Source organism: Streptomyces sp. NPDC002896 (genome assembly GCF_040295225.1).
Classification (GTDB): Bacteria; Actinomycetota; Actinomycetes; order Streptomycetales; family Streptomycetaceae; genus Streptomyces.
Genome location: NZ_JBEOVA010000006.1, coordinates 401324 through 424041, shown reverse-complemented (window position 1 = coordinate 424041; position 22718 = coordinate 401324). Strand labels below are relative to the sequence as shown.

Below are 22718 nucleotides of genomic sequence, written 5' to 3'. Positions count from 1 at the left end.
GGGGCGCACCCGATGACCGACACCGCATCCGAGGCCACATCCAAAGCGGCCTCCGTGGGGGAACCCCCTGCTCGGGCGAAGTCGCGAGCCTGGGGGAGGAGGGACCGGCCGGGCAGGGCGGCGGCTCCGGTGGCCCTGCCCGGTCCCGCCCCCCGCCCCTGGCGCGCGCGCCTGCTGCGGGGGGCGACGCCCTGGCTGTTCATGGCCGCCGCACTGGCCTTGCTGGTGACGTTCACCTACGCCCCCGTCGCCAACATGGTCGCGTACAGCTTCACCGACTGGGACGGCGTGAGTCCCGACCTGGCGTACACCGGTGTCGGGAACTACGTGGACATCTTCACGCGGCCCGAGCTGTTCCAGGTGTTCTTCGTCAGCCTCTTCTACCTGGCCGGCTCGGTCGCGCAGATCGCAGCCGCGCTCTACTTCGCCACGATCCTCAGCTTCAACACCCGCTGCCGGAACTTCTTCAAAGGCGTGCTGTTCTTCCCGTACCTGATCAACGGGGTCGCGATCGGATTCGTGTTCCTGTACTTCTTCCAGGACGGCGGCACGCTCGACTCGGTGCTCGCCCTCTTCGGCGCCGACCCCGACCGCGCCTGGCTGGGCACTTCGACATCGGCCAACGTCTCGCTGGCCGGGGTGTCCGTCTGGCGCTACATGGGCCTGAACTTCGTGCTGTTCCTCGGCGCGATCCAGTCCATCCCGAGTGAGCTGTACGAAGCCGCGGAACTCGACGGCGCAAACCGCTGGCAGCAGTTCCGGCACATCATCGCGCCCGGGATCCGGCCCATCATCACCCTGAGCGCCATCCTGGCCATCTCGGGCTCGCTGTCGGCGTTCGAAGTCCCGTACATCATGACCGGGGGTGCGACCGGCACCGAGACCTTTGTGATCCAGACCGTGAAGCTCGCCTTCCAGTTCAACAAGACGGGCCTCGCCTCAGCGGCGGCCGTCGTCCTGCTGCTGATCATCCTGCTGGTGACCTGGGTGCAGCGCCGTCTCGTCCCGGACGACAAGGTGGATCTCGTATGACGCCCCGCGCGGCCACGGCCGCCACACTGAAGTACGCCTCGCTGGTCCTGGCCGCCGTCATCGTGCTGCTGCCGCTCGGTGTCGTCTTCCTGACCTCGCTCAAGTCATCGAACGAGATGGCGGACGGCAGCGGCGCGCTCGCAGTGCCGGACGACTGGCTGAACCTGTCGAACTACGCGACGGCGTTCCAGGACGGTCACATGCTGGCGGCGTTCGGGAACACCGCCTTCATCCTGGTGTTCGCGATCACCGGAACAGTCGTGATCGGGTCCATGACCGCGTACGCCATCGACCGGTTCGACTTCCGCCTCAAGAAGCTCGTGGTGGCGCTGTTCCTGATCGCGACGCTGGTGCCCGGCGTGACCACCCAGGTGGCGACCTTCCAGATCGTCGACAGCTTCGGCCTCTTCGACAGCCGGTGGGCACCGATCCTGCTCTACATGGGCACGGACATCGTGTCGATCTACATCTTCCTGCAGTTCATCCGAGGCATCCCGGTCTCGCTGGACGAGTCGGCGCGACTGGACGGCGCGAACGCCTTCACCGTCTACCGGAAGATCATCTTCCCGCTGCTCAAGCCGGCCATCGCGACCGTCGTGATCATCAAGGGCATCACGGTCTACAACGACTTCTACATCCCGTTCCTCTATATGCCGTCGGAGGAACTGGGCACGATCTCGACCTCGCTCTTCCGCTTCAAGGGGCCCTTCGGGGCGCACTGGGAGACCATCTCTGCGGGCGCGGTGCTGGTGATCCTTCCCACGTTGATCGCCTTCCTCTTCCTGCAGCGGTACATCTACAACGGGTTCACCAGAGGGGCGACGCGATGACCCAGGCCGCCGTGGGCTGTGAGGGATGTCACGCGCGCATCGTGCGGTTGTCCGGACAACAGAACCTCTCAACTTCCCGTCATCATTTACCTACGACTACGCTCGCTCCGTGCCCAAACCAGAAGTCGATGCCACCGTGTCGCTCCAACTGAGCGTCGACCGCAACAGCCCGGTCCCGCTGTACTTCCAGCTGTCCCAGCAGCTGGAAGCGGCGATCGAGCACGGGACGCTCACCCCGGGCAGCCTCCTCGGCAACGAGATCGAACTCGCCGCGCGGCTCGGCCTGTCCCGGCCGACCGTCCGCCAGGCCATCCAGTCGCTCGTCGACAAGGGCCTGCTCGTACGCCGCCGTGGCGTCGGCACCCAGGTGGTGCACAGCCAGGTCAAGCGGCCGCTGGAGCTCAGCAGCCTCTACGACGACCTCGAGTCGGCCGGGCAGCGCCCGGCCACCCGTGTCCTGGGCAACGTCCTCGAGCCCGCGTCCGCCGAGGTCGCCGCCGCCCTCGGGGTGGCGGAGGGCAGTGACGTGCACCGCGTGGAGCGGCTGCGGCTGGCCCACGGCGAGCCCATGGCGTACCTCTGCAACTGGCTGCCCCGCGGCCTGCTCGCCCTGGACACCGCACAACTGGAGGCCACCGGCCTCTACCGGCTGATGCGCGCCGCCGGAATCACGCTGCACAGCGCCCGCCAGACCATCGGCGCCCGCTCCGCCACCGCCGAGGAGGGCGAGCGGCTGACCGAGCCCGAGGGTGCCCCGCTGCTCACGATGCAGCGCACGACCTTCGACGACACGGGCCGCGCCGTCGAGTTCGGCTCGCACACCTATCGGGCCTCGCGCTACTCCTTCGAGTTCCAGCTGCTCGTACGGCCCTGATTCCAGCTGCTCGTACGGCCCTGATTCCTGCTGTTCGCACGCCTTCCCAAGGCCCGGGGAGCCGCCCGTACGTGACCTTGTGCACAGCACCCGGTGTCCGTATAGCGGATTTCTGTCCTCGATAATGAGTCGTTCGGGGCCGGAGAACATCCGGCCCCGACGATCGAGCAGAGTTCAGGAAGGGCGCGGCGTCGTGGCAAGGGTTCGGACAGGGGTACGTGCGGTGGGCGCCGTGCTGGTGGCGGCGCTCGGGCTGTCCCTGGCGGGATGCAGCAGCACCGGCGGCAAGCGCGCGGAGGACGCCCGCAAGGCCGCGGCCGCCGAGGGGAAGGCCGCGGTGAACACCCCCCGCTGGACCATCGCGATGGTCACCCACTCCGGCGACGGCGACACCTTCTGGGACATCGTCCAGAACGGTGCCAAGCAGGCCGCCGTGAAGGACAACATCAAATTCCTGTACTCGCACAGCGACGAGGCCCAGCAGCAGGCCCAGCTCGTCGACGCCGCCATCGACAAGAAGGTCGACGGCATCATCGTGACGCTGGCCAAGCCCGACGCCATGAAGGCGGCCGTGGCCCGCGCCGTCAAGGCCGGGATCCCGGTGGTGACCGTCAACTCCGGCTCCGCCGAGTCCAAGGAGTTCGGCGCGCTCACCCACATCGGCCAGGACGAGACCGTCGCGGGCGAGGCCGTGGGCGAGGAGCTGAACAAGCGCGGCAAGAAGAAGGCGCTCTGCGTCCTGCACGAGCAGGGCAACGTCGGCCACGAACAGCGCTGCGCCGGCGCCGACGACACATTCGACGGCGAGATGCAGAACCTCTACGTCGACGGCACGAGCATGCCCGACGTCCAGTCCTCCATCGAGGCCAAGCTGCAGGCCGACCCGTCCATCGACTCCGTCGTCACGCTCGGCGCGCCCTACGCGGACGCAGCCGTCAAGGCCAAGCAGACCGCGGGCAGCAAGGCCGAGGTCGACACCTTCGACCTCAACGCCAAGGTCGCCTCGGCGCTCAAGGCCGGCACGCTCGGCTTCGCCGTCGACCAGCAGCCGTACCTCCAGGGCTACCAGGCCGTCGACCTGCTGTGGCTGTACAAGTACAACTCCGACGTGCTGGGCGGCGGCAAGCCGGTCCTCACCGGACCGCAGATCATCACGAAGAACGAGGCCGCCGCGCTCGCCGAGTACACGGAGCGGGGGACCCGATGACCGGCACCACCCCCGCCCAGGCCCCCGACGCGGAGCCTGACCGGAAGCCCGGCCCGGCGCCGGACCGCACCGGCCCGGACGAACGGCTGCTCAGAACCTCGCCGTTGCGCCGGCTGCTCGGCCGCCCCGAACTCGGCTCGGTCGTCGGCGCCGTCGCGGTCTTCCTCTTCTTCGCCGTCGTCGCGGACAGTTTCCTGCGCGCCTCCAGCCTCAGCACCGTTCTGTACGCGGCGTCGACGATCGGCATCATGGCCGTACCGGTCGCACTGCTCATGATCGGCGGCGAGTTCGACCTGTCCGCGGGCGTCATGGTGACCAGCTCGGCGCTGATCTCCTCGATGTTCAGCTACCAGATGACCGCGAACGTCTGGGTCGGCGTCGGCGTCTCGCTGCTGGTGACGCTCGCCTTCGGGCTCTTCAACGGCGTACTGCTGACCCGCACCAAGCTGCCGAGCTTCATCATCACGCTCGGCACCTTCCTGATGCTGACCGGCATGAACCTCGGCTTCACCAAGCTGATCAGCGGCACGGTCTCCACGAAGTCGATCTCCGACATGGAGGGATTCCCCTCCGCCCGCGCCCTGTTCGCCTCCCAGTTCACCCTCGGCGGCGTCACCGTCAAGGTGACCATCCTGTGGTGGCTGGCGCTGGTCGCCGTCGCCACCTGGATCCTGCTGCGGACGCGCGCGGGCAACTGGATCTTCGCCGTCGGCGGCAGCGAGGACGCGGCCCGCGCGGTCGGCGTCCCGGTCGCCAAGACCAAGATCGGCCTGTACATGGGCGTCGCCTTCGCCGCCTGGGTCTCCGGCCAGCACCTGCTCCTCTCGTACGACGTCGTGCAGTCCGGCGAGGGTGTCGGCAACGAGCTGATCTACATCATCGCGGCCGTCATCGGCGGCTGTCTGATCACCGGTGGGTACGGCTCCGCGGTGGGGTCCGCGGTCGGCGCGCTGATCTTCGGCATGACGAGCAAGGGCATCGTCTTCGCCGAATGGAACCCCGACTGGTTCAAGTTCTTCCTCGGAGCGATGCTGCTCCTCGCGACCCTGCTCAACGCCTGGGTCCGCAAGCGCGCGGAGGCCACCTCATGACCACCGGAACCACGACAGTGGACGCCGAGGCACGTCCCGCACTCGTCGAGCTCGACGACGTCAGCAAGCACTACGGCACGGTCCGTGCCCTGGAGGGCGTCTCGCTGGAGGTCCACGCGGGGGAGATCACCTGCGTACTCGGCGACAACGGCGCAGGCAAGTCCACTCTCATCAAGATCATCGCGGGGCTGCACCAGCACGATGCGGGGACCTTCCGTATCGATGGCGGCGATGTCCGCCTCGGCAACCCGCGTGAAGCCCTGGACCGCGGCATCGCCACGGTCTACCAGGACCTCGCCGTCGTCCCGCTGATGCCGGTCTGGCGGAACTTCTTCCTGGGCTCCGAACCCAGGAAGGGAACCGGTCCCTTCAAGCGCCTCGACACTGCGTACATGCGTGAGACCACCCGCTCCGCACTGCTGCGCATGGGCATCGACCTGCGCAACGTCGACCAGCCGATCGGCACGCTGTCGGGCGGCGAGCGGCAGTGCGTGGCGATCGCCCGCGCCGTCCACTTCGGGGCCAAGGTCCTCGTACTCGACGAGCCGACGGCGGCCCTGGGCGTCAAGCAGTCCGGTGTGGTCCTCAAATACGTGGCCGCCGCCCGGGACGCGGGGCTCGGTGTCGTCCTCATCACACACAACCCGCACCACGCCTACCTCGTGGGCGACCGTTTCGTCCTTCTGAAGCGCGGCACCATGGCGGGCAGCCACGTCAAGGACGGCATCACCCTCGACGAGCTCACCCGGCAGATGGCGGGCGGTTCGGAGCTGGAGGCCCTCCGCCATGAACTGGAGCGGGCAACGGTGTCCGCCGACGCGACTGGGTACTCGAAAGAAGCGGCATCGAATCGGGTGAAATGACCGAAATGTTCTTGACCGGAACGGCCTTCGCCTCCCCGGAGGCCGGGCGTCGTCATGCAGCCCCATGCGGGCGTGAGGCAGAATCGGCGCGATGAGCACCTACCGCGACCTCGCACTGCCCCGGGCTCTCAGCTCCTCCCGAGCAGCGGGCGCCCCGATAGGCTCCCGCCGCGCAACCGTCCTGCGGACCGTGGGAACGCGCGAGCGCCGTTCCCACCTCACGGCGCCCCGCGTACCCACCGTCGGCATCGACATCGGCGGTACGAAGGTGATGGCGGGCGTCGTCGACGCGGACGGCAACATCCTGGAGAAGCTCCGCACGGAGACCCCGGACAAGTCCAAGAGCCCCAGGGTCGTCGAGGACACCATCGTCGAGCTGGTCCTGGACCTCTCCGACCGGCACGACGTGCACGCCGTCGGCATCGGCGCGGCCGGCTGGGTCGACGCCGACCGCGCCCGCGTCCTGTTCGCCCCCCACCTGTCCTGGCGCAACGAGCCCCTCCGGGACCGCCTCTCCGAGCGGCTCTCCGTGCCCGTACTCGTCGACAACGACGCGAACACCGCCGCCTGGGCCGAGTGGCGCTTCGGCGCAGGACGCGGCGAGGACCACCTCGTCATGATCACGCTCGGCACCGGCATCGGCGGCGCGATCCTCGAGGACGGGCAGGTCAAGCGCGGCAAGTACGGCGTCGCCGGCGAGTTCGGCCATATGCAGGTCGTGCCCGGCGGACACCGCTGCCCGTGCGGCAACCGCGGCTGCTGGGAGCAGTACAGCTCGGGCAACGCGCTCGTCCGCGAGGCCCGCGAGCTCGCCGCCGCCGACTCCCCGGTGGCGTTCAACATCATCGAGCACGTCAAGGGCAACATCCCGGACATCACGGGACCGCTCATCACCGAGCTGGCCCGCGAGGGCGACGCCATGTGCGTCGAGCTCCTCCAGGACATCGGCCAGTGGCTCGGCGTCGGCATCGCCAACCTCGCCGCCGCCCTCGACCCGTCCTGCTTCGTCATCGGCGGCGGCGTCAGCGCGGCCGACGACCTGTTGATCGGCCCGGCCCGCGACGCGTTCCGGAGGACCTTGACAGGCCGGGGCTACCGTCCCGAGGCCCGCATCGTGCGCGCCCAGCTCGGCCCGGAGGCCGGCATGGTCGGCGCCGCCGACCTGGCCCGCCTGGTCGCCCGCCGCTTCCGGCGCGCGAAGCGGCGGCGCGTCGAGCGCTACGAACGGTACGAGCGGTACGCGCAGGCGCGAGGCGGTGCGGGCACGGCGGAGGAGCAGTAGTGACGCACGCCCTCCCGACCGCGGTCCGTACCGACCGCGGCCGGCCAGAACCGTACCCAGCCCGCACCCGCACCACCCAGGGAACCCAGTGACGCCCGTCGTGCCCCGCCAGTCGCCGCCGCCGGACGAGAGCCGAGTGCCGGGACGCCGCCCCGAGGACCGCCCGCACGTGGTCCGCCGCCGCTTCCTCACGGCGCTCATCATCGTGCTGCTCATCGGCATCCCCGCCGGCTACCTCGTGATCTCGGCCAACCAGAGCCGCGACAGCGGCAAAGACAAAGAGGCGAAGTACTCCGCCACCGGCCTCACGGCGGGCTGGCCCTCCAAGGTGCAGCGCCGCCTCTACGACGTGCCGATACCGGCGTACTCGGAGGACGTCGCCTACTACGAGACGAACAACTGGAAGACCAGCCGTCTCTACGTCCAGTTCGTCACGAGCAACAAGGGCCTGGACAAGTTCCTCGACAAGATCGGCACCAGCGGCGACACCCTCGTGAACGAGGACATCGCCATCAGCCCACGGGACCGCAGGATCGTCGGCTGGGACTTCTCCCTGCCGGGCTCCTGGTCGGGGCTCACCCATGAGCAGAAGGGCCCGCAGCCGACCCTGGACGTCGTGGTCGACCGGTCGGACCCGGAGCACCCGATGGTCTACGTGGTCTCCAGGGCGACGCCGTGACGGCGCTCTGACGTGAGGCTTCGCGCGTGAGGCTGGACGCATGAGGCTGCGCGCCGAAAAATTTTCGGGGGAGCGGCAACCTTCACCCGGGTCGTGACGACAGAGGGCCGAGATGACTTCCCGACCCTCTTAACGAAAGTCACCCCCTTGAGTACAAGAGCAGCCCTGCGCACTGCTCGGCGCAGAAAGACCAACCGCCGCCGGACCGTGCTGATCGGCGCGCTGGCGACCGCCCTGACCGGGGGCGCGATAGCCGGCGGCGTACTGATGTCGGCATCGGCCACCGGGCCGGGTGCGGGCACGTACAAGCTGGTGAACGCCGCCGACCACGGGTGCCTCGAGGTGCCGTCCGCCGCCACGGCGAGCGGCACCCAGCTGGGTACCGCGGCGTGCGACGGCGCCGTCGAGCAGACCTGGAAGCTGACCACTTCCGGGGACGGGTTCACGGTGAGGGCCGCAGACAGCGGGCTGTGCGCCGGAGTGAAGGGCGCGTCGACGTCCGCGGGCAAGGCGGTCCAGCAGCAGACCTGCGACGGCAGCGCCTCGCAGGTCTGGAAGCTGACCCAGGCCGGCGACGCTTACCACCTGGTCAACGCGGGCAGCGACAAGTGCCTGAACGTGGCGGACGGGCTTGCGAAGCAGAACTCCTGCTCCAGCGCGACCAGTAAGAGCTGGACGCTGGTGGCGGTGAAGGGGAGCGCCCCGTCGGCCTCGCCCTCCGCCTCGGCTTCGGCTTCCTCGTCTCCTTCCTCCTCGGCATCCGCCTCTGCGTCCGCCTCGGCCTCGGCGAGTCGCACCGCTTCTGCGTCCGCATCGGCCACGGCGTCCAAGACGCCGACGGCCACGACGACCTCCGGCACGACGCTCGGCGCATGGCCCACCCCGACCGCCGGTAAGGCGGTGACCGCCACCATCGAGGTGTCCGGCACCTACGACGGCGGCCTGAAGCGCTTCTACGGCTCCGGTGCCCTCGGCAGCGGCAGCCAGGACGAGGACCAGGGCCCGATCTTCGAGCTCGCCGACGGAGCCACCCTGAAGAACGTCGTCATCGGCTCCCCGGCCGCCGACGGCGTGCACTGCCTGGGCAGCTGCACGCTGCAGAACGTCTGGTGGGAGGACGTCGGCGAGGACGCGGCCACCTTCAAGGGCAAGTCCTCGTCGGCCGCGTATGTCATCGACGGCGGCGGAGCGAGGAAGGCGGACGACAAGGTCTTCCAGTTCAACGGCGCCGGAACGCTCACGATCAAGAACTTCCAGGTCGAGGACTTCGGCAAGCTGGCCCGTTCGTGCGGCAACTGCAAGACCCAGTACCAGCGCCACATCGTGATCAGCAACGTCAGGGCGACCAGCCCCGGCAAGGTCCTGGTCGGCGTCAACGCCAACTACGGGGACACGGCCACCATCTCGGGCGTGACCATCGTGGGCGACGGCAGCAGGAAGATCACCGTCTGCGAGCGCTTCAAGGGCAACAACTCCGGCGCCGAACCGACCTCCCTCGGCACCGGCCCGGACGGCACGTACTGCCGGTACAGCACGTCGGACATCACCTACAAGTGACGTAGGTGACGCGCGCGGCCCGTCCTCGCCCCTCGGTATTCCGCCGGGGCGAGGACGGGCCGGCCTGTGTGACCGCCCGTTCCGCTGCTGTCAGTGCCCGTCGTTAGAGTCGAAGACGTCTGATCCGAGTCTGATCCGGCTCTGATCCGACTCGAGTCTGATCCGACTTGTGCGACGGAGGGAGGAAAGCGTGGCGGAGAGCGTGGGTGCGCGCACTGCGGACGAGGCGGTGTCCGTGCGGCTCGCCGCGATCTTCCTGCCGTCGCAGCTGCCGCGCGAGGGCCGGGTGGCCTTCTGGGACCCGGATGGCGGCGGGCCGCTGCCGGCGGGTGACGTTACGGGAGGCGGTGACCCTCCAGAGCCTGGTGACCGTACGGAGTCGGGTGACCGGCCCGATCCGGGCGAGCTCACGGAGCTCACCGTCGTCCGGCGCCACGGCGGCACCGGCGTCCGCAGGGCTCCCGTCCCGGCGCTGCTGCTCCCGCTCGCGGACGCCCTGCCGCTGCTCGTACGCGCCCGGCACGATCCCGTCGCCCACCCGGCCACGGCCTGCTGGGGCGCCGCCACCCTGCACGCCCTGCGGCTCGTCGCGCGCGGCCGCCTGCTGCCCGGCCTCAGCCCCGGCGGGTACGACGCCTGGCGCGCCGGCCCGCTCGACGCGGACGACATCGCACATCTGCGCGCCATCGCCGCCGCCCTGCCGTACGAGGGCCATGCCGTCCCACTCCCGGATCGGAGCCCCCTGCACCTGCCCGAGCCGGAGGCGCTGGTCCGGGCCTTCCTCGACGCGGTCGCCGACACGCTGCCGCGTACCCCGGCCGCGCCGCACGCCGCCGGGGCGCCGTTCGCCGCGCGCGAGCCGCAGGCGCTGGCCGGGGCGCGGGACTGGGCGGCCGAGGTCGCCGCCGGAATGGACGCGGGCGTACGGATCTCGCTCCGCCTCGACCTGTCCGCGTACGACATCTTCGACGCCACGGACGGCGCCCGCAGCGCCGGGGCCGCCGTCGTGCAGGTGCACAGCCTCGCCGACCCGACACTCGTCATCGACGCGGCGGGGCTGTGGGCTGGGGACGGGGAGGCGTCGTTCGGGCCACGCGCGCGTGTCGACGCGGCGCTCGCACTGCGCCGCGCCGCCCGCGTCTGGCCCCCGCTCGACCGCCTCACCGACCAGGACGTCCCGGACGTACTGGTGCTGTCCGAGGACGAGTTGTACGACCTGCTCGGCCCCGCCGCCAGCCGGCTGGGCGCCGCGGGGGTCGCCGTGCACTGGCCGCGCGACCTAGCCCGGGACCTCTCCGCTACCGCGGTGGTGCGACCCGCACCAGGCTCCGCGACCGACGGCACCGGCTTCTTCGAGGCCGAGGAACTGCTGCAGTTCCGCTGGCAACTGGCGCTCGGCGGGGATCCGCTCACGGAGGCCGAGATGGACGCGCTCGCCGAGGCCCACCGGCCCGTCGTACGGCTGCGCGACCGGTGGGTGACGGCCGATCCGGCCATGGTGCGCAAGGCCCGCAAGCGCGAGCTCGGCCTCCTCGACCCGGTGGACGCGCTCTCCGTCGCGCTCACCGGCGCCGCGGAGGTCGACGGCGAGACGGTGGAGGCGGTGCCGGTCGGCGCGCTGGCCGCGCTGCGCGACCGGCTCACCGCCGGGGTGGCCGTTGTGGAGCCGCCACCGGCGCTGCAGGCGCGGCTGCGCGACTACCAACTCCGGGGTCTGGCCTGGCTGGAGATGATGACCTCGCTCGGCCTGGGCGGCTGCCTCGCCGACGACATGGGCCTCGGCAAGACCGTCACCGTCATCGCGCTGCACCTGCGCCGGGCGCGGCACGAGCCGACCCTCGTCATCTGCCCCGCGTCGCTGCTCGGCAACTGGCAGCGGGAGATCGCCCGTTTCGCGCCGGGTGTCCCCGTGCGCCGCTACCACGGGCCGGACCGCACCCTGGAGGAGCCGGACCGCGGCGGGTTCGTCCTCACCACGTACGGCACGATGCGGTCCAGCGCGCCCCTGCTCGCGCAGGAGAAGTGGGGCATGGTCGTCGCCGACGAGGCGCAGCACGTCAAGAACCCGTACTCGGCGACGGCGGTGGCGCTGCGCACGATCCCCGCCCCGGCAAGGGTCGCTCTGACGGGCACGCCCGTCGAGAACAACCTGTCCGAGCTGTGGGCGCTGCTCGACTGGACGACACCGGGGCTGCTCGGCCCGCTCAAGTCGTTCCGCGCACGGCACGCGCGTGCCGTCGAGGGCGGCGAGGACGAGGAGGCCGTCCGGCGCCTGGGCCGGCTCGTCCGGCCCTTCCTGCTGCGCCGCAAGAAGTCGGACCCGGGCATCCTGCCCGAACTGCCGCCCAAGACCGAGACGGACCATCCGGTGCCGCTCACCCGCGAACAGGCCTCGCTGTACGAGGCGGTGGTCCGCGAGTCCATGACGGTGATCGAGGCGGCGCAGGGGATCGCGCGCCGGGGCCTCGTGCTGAAGCTCCTCACCGCGCTCAAGCAGATCTGCAACCACCCCGCGCAGTATCTGAAGGAGGGCACGGCTGCCCGTCTCCTCGGCCGCTCCGGCAAACTCACCCTGCTCGACGAGCTGTTGGACACGATCCTCTCCGAGGACGGCTCGGCGCTCGTCTTCACGCAGTACGTCGGCATGGCGCGGCTGCTCGAGGCGCACCTCGCCGAGCGTGCCGTGCCCGCCGAGCTGCTGCACGGCGGGACACGTGTCGTCGAGCGCGAGCGCATGGTGGACCGCTTCCAGAGCGGCTCGACCCCGGTCCTGGTCCTCTCCCTCAAGGCCGCCGGTACCGGCCTCAACCTCACACGCGCGGGCCACGTGATCCACTTCGACCGCTGGTGGAACCCCGCGGTCGAGGAACAAGCCACCGACCGCGCGTACCGCATCGGGCAGACCCAGCCCGTCCAGGTCCACCGCCTGATCACCGAGGGCACGGTGGAGGACCGCATCGCCGAGATGCTCGCGGCGAAGCGCGCCCTGGCCGACGCGGTCCTCGCCTCCGGCGAGACGGCACTCACGGACCTGACGGACCGGGAGCTGGCCGACCTGGTCTCCCTTCGGAGGCAGCCATGACACCCCGTCCCCAGCAGCCGCCCGGTCCCGACCGTTCGGACGTGTCGAGCGCGGCTTCAGCGTCGCGCGGGGCTTCGCGGTCGCGCGCCGCGGCCGCGGCGCGCCCTGCGGACGTGGTCCGCAGGGCGCTGCGCGCCGCCCGCAGAGAGGAGGGGGACGGACGCGGAGGCACGGGGTCCGGCGTTGAAGGGGACGTGGATCGCGTTGAAGAGGGCGTGGATCGCCCCGGTCGTCAGGCGGGCGCCGGAAGCAGCGCGACCTTCCCGGCGAGGCTGGACGATGAGGGCGGACCAGCACCGCATGGAGACGTCGGGGAAACTGCCTCCGCGCCACGTCCTGGCGACGGCGCACGGCAAGCGCTACGCGCCGCGCAGCGGCGACTCGCCGCCTCCGGAGCACCCGCCATCCCCATGGAATCCCAGTCCGCGGGGGAGTCCCGTCTGCCCGGTGGCCCGGGGCCTGACGAGCCCGCCGACGGCGTGGCGGGCGGCAGTGCGGCGCCGCGCGTTCCCCGTCGCAGCCGCGACCGGGAAGGTGGCCCCGGCCGCATCGGGGAACGCGGCCGGGCAGACGCCGCCCCGGCCCCGGCGACAGGAACGGGAACCGGGCCGGAGCTGCGCCGTACCTTCGGTGCTCTTCCGCCCCGCCTTGCCTCCCCCGACGCCCGCTTCGCCGGCACGTGGTGGGGCAATGCCTGGACCGAGGCCCTGGAGGAACTCTCGCTGGACCAGGGCCGGCTCGCGCGTGGCCGGCGATATGCCGCGCAGGGCAACGTAGGTGCGATCACCGTCACGCCCGGCCTCGTCCTGGCGTACGTGCAGGGCAGCCGCGCCCGCCCGTACCGCACTCGCATCGCACTGCGTGTCCTCTCCGACGACGAGTGGGACCGTTTCCTGGACGCGGCCGCCGAGCGTCCCGGACGCATCGCCGCGCTGCTGGAGAAGGACATGCCGCACTCGCTCGCCGACTGCGGAGTCGACCTCCTTCCGGGCCCCGGCGATCTCCAACCCGACTGCTCCTGCCCCGACTTCGGCTACCCCTGCAAACACGCCGCCGCCCTCTGCTACCAGACCGCCCGCCTGCTCGACGAGGACCCCTTCGTACTGCTGCTGATGCGCGGCCGAGGCGAGCGAGAGCTGCTGGACGAGTTGTCGCGCCGCAACGCCGCGCAGGCCGCACGCCCCGCACAGACCCTGCCTCCCTTCCCCGGCGTACGCGCCCGCGACGCCCTCACCCCGCGCACACTCCCACCCCTCCCGGCCCCACTGCCCACGCCCCCGCACCCCGAGCATCCGCCGGTCTACCCCGCAGCCCCCGGCGGCCCGGACCCCTTCGCCCTCGACCAGCTGGCCAGCGATGCGGCGGCCCGCGCGCACGCCCTGCTCGCCACCGGCCGCGACCCCGTCGCGGAGCTGACCCTCTGGCAGGACGCGGTCCGCCTCGCCGCGGCCCGCCCCGGCTCCGGCCTCACCGGAACCGGCCGGGCGCTGTACGCCTCCCTCGCCTCCGCCGCCGGCCGGACCCCCGCCGACCTCGCCCGTGCGGTCGCCGCCTGGCGCCAGGGCGGCGAAGCGGGCCTCGCAGCTCTCGAGGAGCAATGGGACCCGCCCGCGGGCCGCTTCGACCGCGCACGGCCGGCCCTCCTCGCAGCCGACTTCCCGCCCTTCCGCCCCTGGCACAACCACCTCACCCACCCTCAAGGCCATGTCCAGCTGCGCCTCGGCCGCGACGGCCTCTGGTACGCGTACGAGTCCGAGCCCGGCCGCGACGACTGGTGGCCGAGAGGCACCCCGGATCTGGATCCCGTCGGTGCCCTGACGGGCCTCCTGGGAGCCGGTGGCACCGGCGGAGCCGGCACCGATCCGGAGCCGGACTGAGCCCGACCGGCCCGCTTGTTTCGTGAACCGCACCGCAACCCTCATCCCGGCGAAACATGACAGGGCTTTCCTCTGAACCGTGACGGGACTCGGAGGAACGTTCTGGTGGACGCGGGCGCCATGGTGGGGCTTGTGGTGCGCCGCGCTTGCGGCTCTGGTGCTGGGTGACACGTGCGTGACGGGGCCGCCCACGGGCGCGCGGGCGACGGTCGGCCGCGCCGCCCGTCCGCTGCCCGCGGCCATGGCCTTCGGCCCGCTGCCCGTGGCAGTCTCGCCTCCCGTGCATTCCCGAACCGCGCCCACCGGGCCCGTATCGGCCGGAATCGTCGCACCGGCGAGCGCCGGCACTCTCTCGAGCCGTTCCGCAGCCGCAGTGGCGGCCGCCAAAGCGGCAGCCGATGCAGCCGCCGACGCTCGGCTCGCCGACGCCCTGGCGGACGTGGCCGAGGGCGCCCCGGGCCACTTCTCGCTGGCCATCGCCGACGCGGACACCGGCATCCGTGCCGTGTACGCCCCGGATGAGCACCGGTTCGCCACCGCGAGCATCGTCAAGGCCGACATCCTCGCCGCGCTCCTGCTGCGCGCACAGCGCGAGGGCCGTTCCCTGACGCAGGAGGAGACGAACGACGCCGGGCCGATGATCCGCGTCAGCGACAACGCCTCCGCCAGCCGCCTCTGGGCGCGGATCGGCGGCGGCGCCGGCCTCGCCGAGGCCAACGAGCGGCTGGGGCTCACCGCCACCACGCCCGGACCGGGGGGACTGTGGGGCCTGACTCAGACCACCGCGGCGGACCAGTTGCGCCTGCTGGAGGCGATCACCCGCGGCGACTCCGCACTGTCGAGCGCGTCCAGGACGTACCAGTACGACCTGATGACCCACATACACCCAGGTCAGGACTGGGGCGTCACGGCCGCCCAGACCCCGGCGACCACCACCGCAAGCACACCGGCCGCCACCACAACACCCGCCGCCGCTCCCTCCGCGGCGGCCACCACCCCCGTCGCCGCGCTCAAGAACGGCTGGCTGCCGCGCAGCGCGACCGGCCTGTGGGTGGTCAACACCATCGGCGTCGTACAGCACGACGGTCACCGGCTGCTCATCGCCGTGCTGAGCGACGACCAGCCTTCCATGGCCGCAGGCATACGGCTGGTGGAAGCGGCGGCGGCCAGGGCGGCCGAGGCCCTGACCGCCGCCGAGACGGCGCCCCCGACGCAGTCCTGACGCCAGCCACGACCCCGTAGCGCCGCAACGTCACCCCGTCACCCCGTCACCCCGTCACCGAGTGACGAACTGCGCCGTCCCCAACGTCGAGAACCACTCCCGTATCTGCTTCTCGTCCTCCGTCGCCGCCAGCGACAGCAGAAGCAGCAGCCGGGCCTTCTGCGGGGTCAGGTCCTCCGCGCCGATGACGCCGGTCGTCGTCGACGAGCCGTACACCGCGCCCGACCCCGTGCGGGTCGTCGACGCGAACAGCACGCCCTTCTTGACCGCTTCCGTGCGGGCGGCCGACATGGCGGGCGAGATACCGCCCGCCCCCGTGCCCGCGGTGACGATGCCGTCCGCGCCGGCGTCCGCGAAGGCGGTGACCGCCTCGCCGCCGGCGTCCTGGTACGAGTACGCGATCTCGACCTTCGGTAGCGGGCCGTCGGCGATCTCGTCCAGGTCGAAGGGCGTGTCCCAGCTGCTCCGGCCGCACTTCTGGACACGTGCGGGCGCCCGGTTGAGGCGGATGTTGTCCTGGTCGATGACGCCGAGTTCGCCCGTCGGGCCGCTCTCGAACGTGTCCAGCCGCAGTGCGTTCGTCTTGCGGACCTCGCGGGCGGCCTGGACCTGGTCGTTGAGCATGACGACGGTGCCGTAGCAGGTGGTCTTGCGGCTCGCGGCTAGCTTGATCGCGTTGTAGAGGTTCGCCGGCGCGTCGGTGCCGATGACCGTCCACGGGCGCATCGAGCCGGTGAGGACCACCGGCTTGTCGCTGCGCACGGTCAGGTCGAGCCAGTACGCGAACTCCTCCATCGTGTCGGTGCCGGTGGTGACCACCACCGCGTCGTTCTTCTTCAGCGCCGCGTCGACGGAGGCGGTCAGGCGGCGGTAGTCGGCGATCGTGTATGAGCCGGAGCCCTTGTTGCCGAACTGCTCGGTGGTGACGTCGGCGAGACCGTCGACCTCCGGCCGCAGCTCGTCGACCATCTTCGAGATGGCCAGCTGGCCGGAGCGGTAGTCCTGGAAGGACACCCTGTTGGTGCTGACCCCGGAGATGGTGCCGCCGGTTCCGATGACGGCGACGTCGGGGACGTCCTTGCCGGCTCCGGGTTCGGCGCTGGCGCCGGTGACGGTCGCACCCACCGCGGCGGCGAGGGCGAGCAGCAGGGCAGTGGTCCGGTGGGCGATTCTCAAGGCGCCATCATCCTTCGTCCGTTGGCGACAACTCGCCCAGACGCTATGAAGCGGTCTTTACCAACGCATTACCTGCACATGTCAATGAGCGTGCACGTGTCAACGAGCCAAAAGGTGCGGCACAAGGGGCCCGTGTCCATCCCCACAGCAGCGGAAGCTAGCGTGGAGCGAGCGAGTGAGTGAGACGACGACCCCTGCCCTCCAGTACCGCTTCGACGGCCCGGAAGACGCCCCGGTCCTCATCCTCGGCCCCTCGCTCGGTACCACCTGGCACAGGTGGTATGGACCCTCCAGGGGCGTCTACACCAGTCAATCGCGGGCATGAAATCGCAGGTCAGGGCCTACTGGTCCGAGAGGGTCCGCCCAGTTCGTGATAGCTGCGTGATAGCGGGTGATACGGCGAGGCCCGCCAGAAACCGGTCCGACGGGGACCTCCGCGCGGAGCCGTGAGACGCCGAATCCGCACCGAAGCGCTCCGGCGCGGCTTCGGCGTGAGATCGGTTGCGCTCGCACGAGTGGTTCCCGGGAGCGGTGCAGGAACGCCTGCCCGAGCAGCTGACCCGCCGCAGGAAGGCACTCCCCGGTGCGAAATACTCTCCCGATGAGTTCACGCACTTCCCCGATCAGCCAGCCGATCACGATACGGAGGGCAGTCGCGCGGGATGCCAAACGGCTCACGCGGCTCGTGCGTGGCTCAGGCGCCTACGAGGGTAAGTACGCAGCCGCAGTCGCGGGCTACCGGGTCGGTCCTGATTACATCGAGGCCCACCGCGCCTTTGTGGCCGTCGGCGCTGACGAGCATGGAGGCCGGGTCCTCGGGTTCTACTCGCTCGTCCTTGCGCCACCGGAGCTCGACCTGCTGTTCGTTGCCGACGAAGCGCAAGGACGGGGTATTGGACGGCTGCTCGTGGCGCACATGCAGTCCGAGGCCCGTGCCGCCGGGCTCGACCGTGTCAAGGTCGTGTCGCATCTTCCCGCCGAGGACTTCTACCACCGCGTTGGTGCAGTGCGGACCGGGACCGCGCTCGCGAACCCGCCCGCCGTGCCGTGGGACCGTCCCGAATTCGAGTTTCGCATTCCTTCGGAATGACGCGGTGTGCCGGTTCGCAGGGCACCGGCTTCGCCTGCATGGTGGCTGGCATGCAGGAGCCGCTGGACGCCGCGCGCTCCGTGTGTGCCGTCGTCTCTGCCCTGGCGGGGGGATCGCCTGCGCCAGCGGCCTCTCCCGGCGACTCCCTCGCCTCCGGCACTCCCAGGGCCATCGAAATCGCGTACACCTCGGCTCGCTCCACACACGATCGAGGTCGGACGCGTAAATACGGAGTTCACACAACCCTGATCTGCGAGACGAAGTGGCCACAGTCCACCGTCAGCGCTGTAGGGGGTGATGCCTTGCCAGTGCAGCCATCAGCGCAAGTGGAAGTAGTCACAGCCCTTGCCCCGTGGAGCTTGGCCGACAGGCGTCGGTGCGGCCGCGGTGGAGCGGATCGGCGGGAGGCTCCGGACAGGGGCATCAGAGCCTGACCGTCGTGGGTGTTGGCCAGGTCCGACTCGGCGTTCGGGTCGTCGTAGGCGTCGACGATGGCGATGGTCCTGCCGGAGCCGCTGGCGGAGGCGGCGGAGGTCAGGCCGTGGGCCGACTGCAGGTCGCTGGGGCCGTAGGCGGTGGGGGAGTCCGCGGCGGCGTTCGGCCGGACGGTCTGGGGTGCGATGCCCTTCTTTGCCGCCTGCTCTTCCTGGAAGGCGGTGGTGCCGCTGGTGACGCGCAGGGCGTTGCAGGATGCGTAGCCCTTCTTGGGGTGCCGGCGCACTGCAGCATCTCCAGGCGGAACCGCCGGCCCGCCCAGCGCTACGGCGTGGGGGGTCGTTGCGGGGAGCGGAGTACGAGCAGGGTGATCTCGCTCGGGGCGAAGACGCGGAAGGGCGGGCCCCAGAAGCCGGTGCCACGGCTGGTGTAGAGGAGGGTGCGGGTGCCGTGGCGGCTGAGGCCGGCGAGGGCGGGCTGGTCGATGCGGACGAGGTGGTGGAAGGGCCAGATCTGGCCGCCGTGGGTGTGGCCGGAGAGCTGGAGGTCGACGCCGCCGGCTGCGGCCCGGTCGACGAACTTGGGCTGGTGGGCCAGGAGCAGGACGGGGTGGTCGGGGTCGGCGCCGTGCAGGGCTCCGGCGAGGTGGGCGCGGTGGCCGGCGAGGCCGGAGGACTCGGCGGTGACGTCGTCCACGCCGGCGACCACGAGGGTGTCGCCACCGCGTTCGAGCAGCAGATGGCGGTTGCGCAGCGGCTCCCAGCCCAGCTCGTCCATGAGGTCGACCCAGCCCTGTGCCTCGCTGTAGTACTCGTGGTTGCCGGTGACGTAGACCCGGGCCCGGGTGGCTTGCACGGTGCCGAGTGGGGCGGCCTGGGCGCGGCGGCGTTCGGCCGTGCCGTCCGCGATGTCTCCGGTGTGGCAGACCAGGTCGGCCTTCAGCGTGTTGACCGTCTCGCAGACCCGTGCCGACCAGCGGGCGCGGTCGAGCGGGCCGTAGTGGGTGTCGGTGATGAGGACGACGCGCGTGCCGTCCAACCCGGCTCCCAGGCGCGGAAGTTGCACGTCCAGGCGGCGTACCCGTGGTACCCGGCGGGCCTCGGCGTACCCCCAGGTGAGCAGCACGGTGGCTGCGCCGAGGACCGCCCAGGTGACGATCCGGGCCCGGTCCTGGCCGTCGCCGACACCGGTCACGGTCAGGGCGAGCCGCAGCGGGACGCCGAGCACGACGGACCAGGTGAACAGGACCCAGATGGTGCCCAGCAGGGTGTCTCCGACGATTGCCGCCCAGTCCTGCTGGCGTCGGCCGTGGCCGCGCACCATCGCGAGCGGCATACCGATCAGGCCGAGGGCGAACAGGGCGGTGCCGGCGAGCGTGACAGGGAGCGGCCAGTGCTGGCCGGTGTGCAGCAGCAGCCAGCAGGGCACGGTCCACAGCAGGACGGGGGCGATCAGGGGGAGGTAGCGCATCAGGCGGTGCAGTCGGCTCTGCTGAGTCGCGTGCGCTGCACTGTCGGCGGATCGGGTTTCGCTGGTGTCGGTCACGCTTCCCCTCCTTGAGCAACCAGGCTGCTGTCGCGCGCACTGTATCCGGCCGTCCCGGGCCGGTCGGACGGACGGGGTGCTCATGGTGGGCAGCCCCATGTGGCGAGGTGGCCTCCGAGTTCGCCCCCGGCTCACGCGGTTGGTGACTCTGCTCCTGACCGGGGCCGCGGCGGCTTCGAACGGTGAGGCGTAGAAGCTCCGGAAGCAGTGGAGAGTACAGCCCATCGTCGTGGGCCGGGTGAGATCCACATGTCGGTGCCTGTAATGCTCAGTATTTCTGGGTGGGGATGCTGTGACGGGCGGGAGGAAGGGTGGGTGCTGTCCCGGGTCCGGGGTCTGACTCATGACACGCCTGACCGAAGTGTCCTGGTCTCACGGTGTCGGCTGTTGGCCGGGGATGGTGCGTTGTCGGTGCCGGGCTGGCGGGGCGTGTCCCGATAGGGGCCTGCCGATCAGTTGTGGCGTCCTCACGATTCTGACCGCCCGATGCGGCCCGGTACCGGCAACGTGACGCGCCATCGGACCGGAAGGGGGACGGGCATGTCCAGTTCGACCATGTCCAGTACGCCGCCTGCCCCGCAGACTGGTCGTCGACGCTCTGCGGGATACCGCGATCTGCTGAAGTAGGCCAGGAAGTGGGGAGCCGTGAGGCTGCCCGCGAGGTCTTCCACCTGGTCAGATATCTACAGTCAGGACCCCGCTCATAGGGGCTGTCGTGACAGATGAGAGGCTCAGGCAGGTGAGTGAGACACCAGCGAACACCCTGCAATACCGCTTTGACGGGCCAGAAGACGCTCCTGTCCTGATCTTGGGTCCCTCACTGGGTACCACATGGCACATGTGGGACCGGCAGGTCCCCGAGCTGACGCGCCAGTGGCGGGTGTTCCGGTTCGACCTGCCGGGACACGGCGGCGCCCCCGCCCACCCAGCTCCTTCGGTCGGCGAGCTGACCGACCGGCTGCTCGCCACGCTGGACCAGCTCGGGGTGCAGCGGTTCGGCTACGCGGGCTGCGCACTGGGCGGTGCCGTCGGCGCCGACCTCGCGCTGCGCCACCCGGAGCGGCTCGCCTCGCTCGTACTGATCGCCGCCTCGCCCCGGTTCGGCACGGCCGACGAGTTCCGGCAGCGCGGCGTGATCGTCCGCACGAACGGCCTCGACCCGATCGCCCGCACCTCGCCGGAGCGCTGGTTCACCCCCGGATTCGCCGCCGCCCAGCCCGCGATCACCGAGTGGGCCGTGCAGATGGTGCGGACCACCGATCCCGGCTGCTACATCGCTTCCTGCGAGGCGCTCGCGGCCTTCGACATCCGCGCCGAGCTCGGCCGCATCGGCGTGCCCACGCTCGTACTCGTCGGCTCGGAGGACCAGGTGACCGGGCCCGCCGAGGCGCGCACGCTGGTCGCCGGCATCCCCGACGCCCGGCTCGCCGTCGTCCCCGGCGCCTCGCACCTTGCGCCCGTCGAGCAGCCCGCCGCCGTCACCGACCTGCTGATACGTCACTTCTCCACCGCCTGGCAGACCGCAGTCGACACGACCACCGGACAGATGGCGATCGTGGCGGCACCCGCCAAGCCGGTGCTCGCGGCGTCGCCCGCCGGGCCCGTCGCGGAGATCGCGCCGATGGCGGAGCAGCCCGTCGCCGGGGGCCGCCCCGACCCGTACGAGGCCGGTCTGAAGGTACGCCGGGAGGTGCTCGGCGACGCGCACGTCGACCGGGCCCTGGCAGCGGCCGACGACTTCTCCGGGGACTTCCAGGAGCTCATCACCCGGTACGCCTGGGGCGAGATCTGGAACAGACCCGGGCTCGACCGGCGCACCCGCAGCTGCGTCACCCTCACGGCCCTCGTCGCGGGCGGGCACCTCGAAGAGCTCGCCTTCCACACCCGGGCGGCGCTGCGCAACGGGCTCACCCCGGCCGAGATCAAGGAAGTGCTGCTGCAGGCGGCGGTGTACTGCGGTGTCCCAGCGGCCAACAGCGCGTTCAAGGTGGCGCAGGCGGTCATAAGGGAGGAGACGACTCCTCACGAGTGAGGGTCCTCGGGAGTGAGGGGCGGCCGCGGCGCGAAGAACACCCGGGGCAAACCGGCTGACGCGATGTCCGCCGGGTGCACCACGTGGCAGGTGCCCCCGTTGCAGGATGGGACGCATGAAGCTCACGAAGAAGTCCCACGCCTGCATCAGGCTCCAGAAGGACGGACAGACCCTCGTCATCGACCCCGGCGCTTTCAGCGAGGAGGACGCCGCGGTCGGCGCCGACGCGATCCTCGTCACGCACGAACACGCGGACCACTTCAACGAGCAGCGGCTGCGGGCCGGTCTCGAGGCCAACCCGGCCGCCGAGATCTGGACGCTGAAGTCGGTCGCGGACAAGATCGCGGCCGCCTTCCCGGGACGCGTGCACACCGTTGGGCACGGCGACACTTTCTCGGCCGCCGGGTTCGACGTCCAGGTGCACGGCGAACTGCACGCCGTGATCCACCCGGACATCCCGCGCATCACCAACGTCGGCTACCTCGTCGACGGATCGCTCTTCCACCCGGGCGACGCGCTCACCGTCCCCGACCGGCCCGTCGAGACGCTGATGCTTCCCGTGATGGCCCCCTGGAACAAGATCTCCGAGGTCATCGACTACGTCCGCGAGGTAAAGCCGCAGCGGGCGTACGACATCCATGACGCGCTGCTCACGGATCTTGCGCGGCCCATCTACGACAACCAGATCGGTGCGCTGGGTGGAGCGGAGCACCTCCGCCTGGCGCCGGGAGCCTCCGCCGAACTCTGACGGCCGAAGTCCGATGCACCCCTGCCCGATGCATTCCCTGCCCGATGCACCCCCTGCACAAGCCACCCGGAGGGCACCTTATTCTTAGCTGAGCCT

The 22718-nt window shown here is 70.8% G+C and carries 18 protein-coding genes and 1 pseudogene; 16 read left to right on the top strand and 3 right to left on the bottom strand.

What is annotated here, in order from left to right:
* Window positions 1-12 precede the first annotated feature (12 nt).
* The 13 genes and pseudogenes from ABT009_RS13505 (at window position 13) to ABT009_RS13445 (ending at window position 15596) form a co-directional block, all read left to right on the top strand.
* A complete protein-coding gene (locus tag ABT009_RS13505) occupies window positions 13-1032 on the top strand; it encodes a carbohydrate ABC transporter permease (protein WP_351292839.1) in 1020 nt (339 codons plus the stop codon).
* The gene (locus ABT009_RS13500; RefSeq protein WP_351292837.1) at window positions 1029-1862 is read left to right on the top strand and encodes a carbohydrate ABC transporter permease; all 834 of its coding nucleotides are present in this window, start codon (window positions 1029-1031) and stop codon (window positions 1860-1862) included. The genes ABT009_RS13505 and ABT009_RS13500 overlap by 4 nt, the downstream gene beginning before the upstream one ends.
* A gap of 136 nt (window positions 1863-1998) precedes the next feature.
* Complete coding sequence (locus ABT009_RS13495) at window positions 1999-2736, top strand: GntR family transcriptional regulator (RefSeq protein WP_351292992.1); 738 nt, start codon at window positions 1999-2001, stop codon at window positions 2734-2736.
* A gap of 193 nt (window positions 2737-2929) precedes the next feature.
* Window positions 2930-3943: a sugar ABC transporter substrate-binding protein gene (locus tag ABT009_RS13490; protein WP_351292835.1), complete on the top strand. Its 1014-nt coding sequence runs from the start codon at window positions 2930-2932 to the stop codon at window positions 3941-3943.
* Window positions 3940-5034 (top strand): ABC transporter permease, encoded by a 1095-nt coding sequence (locus tag ABT009_RS13485; protein WP_351292833.1) that lies wholly within the window; start codon window positions 3940-3942, stop codon window positions 5032-5034. The genes ABT009_RS13490 and ABT009_RS13485 overlap by 4 nt, the downstream gene beginning before the upstream one ends.
* The gene (locus tag ABT009_RS13480; protein ID WP_351292831.1) at window positions 5031-5897 is read left to right on the top strand and encodes an ATP-binding cassette domain-containing protein; all 867 of its coding nucleotides are present in this window, start codon (window positions 5031-5033) and stop codon (window positions 5895-5897) included. Before ABT009_RS13485 ends, ABT009_RS13480 begins: the two co-directional genes overlap by 4 nt.
* 91 nt (window positions 5898-5988) lie before the next feature.
* Window positions 5989-7179: an ROK family glucokinase gene (locus ABT009_RS13475; protein ID WP_351292829.1), complete on the top strand. Its 1191-nt coding sequence runs from the start codon at window positions 5989-5991 to the stop codon at window positions 7177-7179.
* An 88-nt stretch (window positions 7180-7267) separates the two neighbouring features.
* Window positions 7268-7858 (top strand): sugar kinase, encoded by a 591-nt coding sequence (locus ABT009_RS13470; protein WP_351292827.1) that lies wholly within the window; start codon window positions 7268-7270, stop codon window positions 7856-7858.
* 267 nt (window positions 7859-8125) lie between these two features.
* Window positions 8126-8488, top strand: a pseudogene (locus ABT009_RS13465) (RICIN domain-containing protein); the annotation flags it as partial.
* Between the two features lie 57 nt (window positions 8489-8545).
* Complete coding sequence (locus ABT009_RS13460) at window positions 8546-9415, top strand: pectate lyase (protein WP_502989871.1); 870 nt, start codon at window positions 8546-8548, stop codon at window positions 9413-9415.
* A gap of 190 nt (window positions 9416-9605) precedes the next feature.
* Window positions 9606-12497: an SCO1167/SCO6262 family helicase gene (locus tag ABT009_RS13455; RefSeq protein WP_351292825.1), complete on the top strand. Its 2892-nt coding sequence runs from the start codon at window positions 9606-9608 to the stop codon at window positions 12495-12497.
* Window positions 12494-14374, top strand: a complete 1881-nt coding sequence (locus ABT009_RS13450) for an SWIM zinc finger family protein (RefSeq protein ID WP_351292823.1) — start codon at window positions 12494-12496, stop codon at window positions 14372-14374. The genes ABT009_RS13455 and ABT009_RS13450 overlap by 4 nt, the downstream gene beginning before the upstream one ends.
* Window positions 14375-14549: 175 nt before the next feature.
* On the top strand, window positions 14550-15596 hold the full coding sequence (locus tag ABT009_RS13445; protein ID WP_351292821.1) for a serine hydrolase: 1047 nt from the start codon (window positions 14550-14552) through the stop codon (window positions 15594-15596).
* Between the two features lie 54 nt (window positions 15597-15650).
* Here ABT009_RS13445 and ABT009_RS13440 read toward each other — a convergent pair whose 3' ends face one another.
* Window positions 15651-16772: an asparaginase gene (locus ABT009_RS13440; RefSeq protein WP_351292819.1), complete on the bottom strand. Its 1122-nt coding sequence runs from the start codon at window positions 16770-16772 to the stop codon at window positions 15651-15653.
* 601 nt (window positions 16773-17373) lie between these two features.
* On the opposite strand from ABT009_RS13440, the gene ABT009_RS13435 reads away from it, so the two are divergent.
* Complete coding sequence (locus ABT009_RS13435; protein ID WP_351292817.1) at window positions 17374-17862, top strand: GNAT family N-acetyltransferase; 489 nt, start codon at window positions 17374-17376, stop codon at window positions 17860-17862.
* Between the two features lie 235 nt (window positions 17863-18097).
* On the opposite strand, the gene ABT009_RS47450 is transcribed toward ABT009_RS13435, so the two are convergent.
* Together ABT009_RS47450 and ABT009_RS13425 are read right to left on the bottom strand one after the other, a co-directional pair.
* Window positions 18098-18583: a hypothetical protein gene (locus ABT009_RS47450; RefSeq protein ID WP_502989861.1), complete on the bottom strand. Its 486-nt coding sequence runs from the start codon at window positions 18581-18583 to the stop codon at window positions 18098-18100.
* A gap of 38 nt (window positions 18584-18621) precedes the next feature.
* Window positions 18622-19842 (bottom strand): metallophosphoesterase, encoded by a 1221-nt coding sequence (locus ABT009_RS13425; protein WP_351292815.1) that lies wholly within the window; start codon window positions 19840-19842, stop codon window positions 18622-18624.
* 739 nt (window positions 19843-20581) lie between these two features.
* Here ABT009_RS13425 and pcaDC point away from each other — a divergent pair.
* Window positions 20582-21874: a bifunctional 3-oxoadipate enol-lactonase/4-carboxymuconolactone decarboxylase PcaDC gene (pcaDC, locus tag ABT009_RS13420; RefSeq protein WP_351292813.1), complete on the top strand. Its 1293-nt coding sequence runs from the start codon at window positions 20582-20584 to the stop codon at window positions 21872-21874.
* A 115-nt stretch (window positions 21875-21989) separates the two neighbouring features.
* Window positions 21990-22622 carry an MBL fold metallo-hydrolase gene (locus ABT009_RS13415; RefSeq protein ID WP_351292811.1) on the top strand — a complete coding sequence of 211 codons (633 nt, stop codon included), beginning with the start codon at window positions 21990-21992 and terminating at the stop codon, window positions 22620-22622.
* The last annotated feature ends 96 nt before the right edge of the window (window positions 22623-22718 follow it).

Coding starts and splice junctions, on each gene's coding strand:
- ABT009_RS13505 (WP_351292839.1), top strand. CDS start 13: ATGACCGACACCGCATCCGAGGCCACATCCAAAGCGGCCTCCGTGGGG.
- ABT009_RS13500 (WP_351292837.1), top strand. CDS start 1,029: ATGACGCCCCGCGCGGCCACGGCCGCCACACTGAAGTACGCCTCGCTG.
- ABT009_RS13485 (WP_351292833.1), top strand. CDS start 3,940: ATGACCGGCACCACCCCCGCCCAGGCCCCCGACGCGGAGCCTGACCGG.
- ABT009_RS13480 (WP_351292831.1), top strand. CDS start 5,031: ATGACCACCGGAACCACGACAGTGGACGCCGAGGCACGTCCCGCACTC.
- ABT009_RS13475 (WP_351292829.1), top strand. CDS start 5,989: ATGAGCACCTACCGCGACCTCGCACTGCCCCGGGCTCTCAGCTCCTCC.
- ABT009_RS13450 (WP_351292823.1), top strand. CDS start 12,494: ATGACACCCCGTCCCCAGCAGCCGCCCGGTCCCGACCGTTCGGACGTG.
- ABT009_RS13435 (WP_351292817.1), top strand. CDS start 17,374: ATGAGTTCACGCACTTCCCCGATCAGCCAGCCGATCACGATACGGAGG.
- ABT009_RS13415 (WP_351292811.1), top strand. CDS start 21,990: ATGAAGCTCACGAAGAAGTCCCACGCCTGCATCAGGCTCCAGAAGGAC.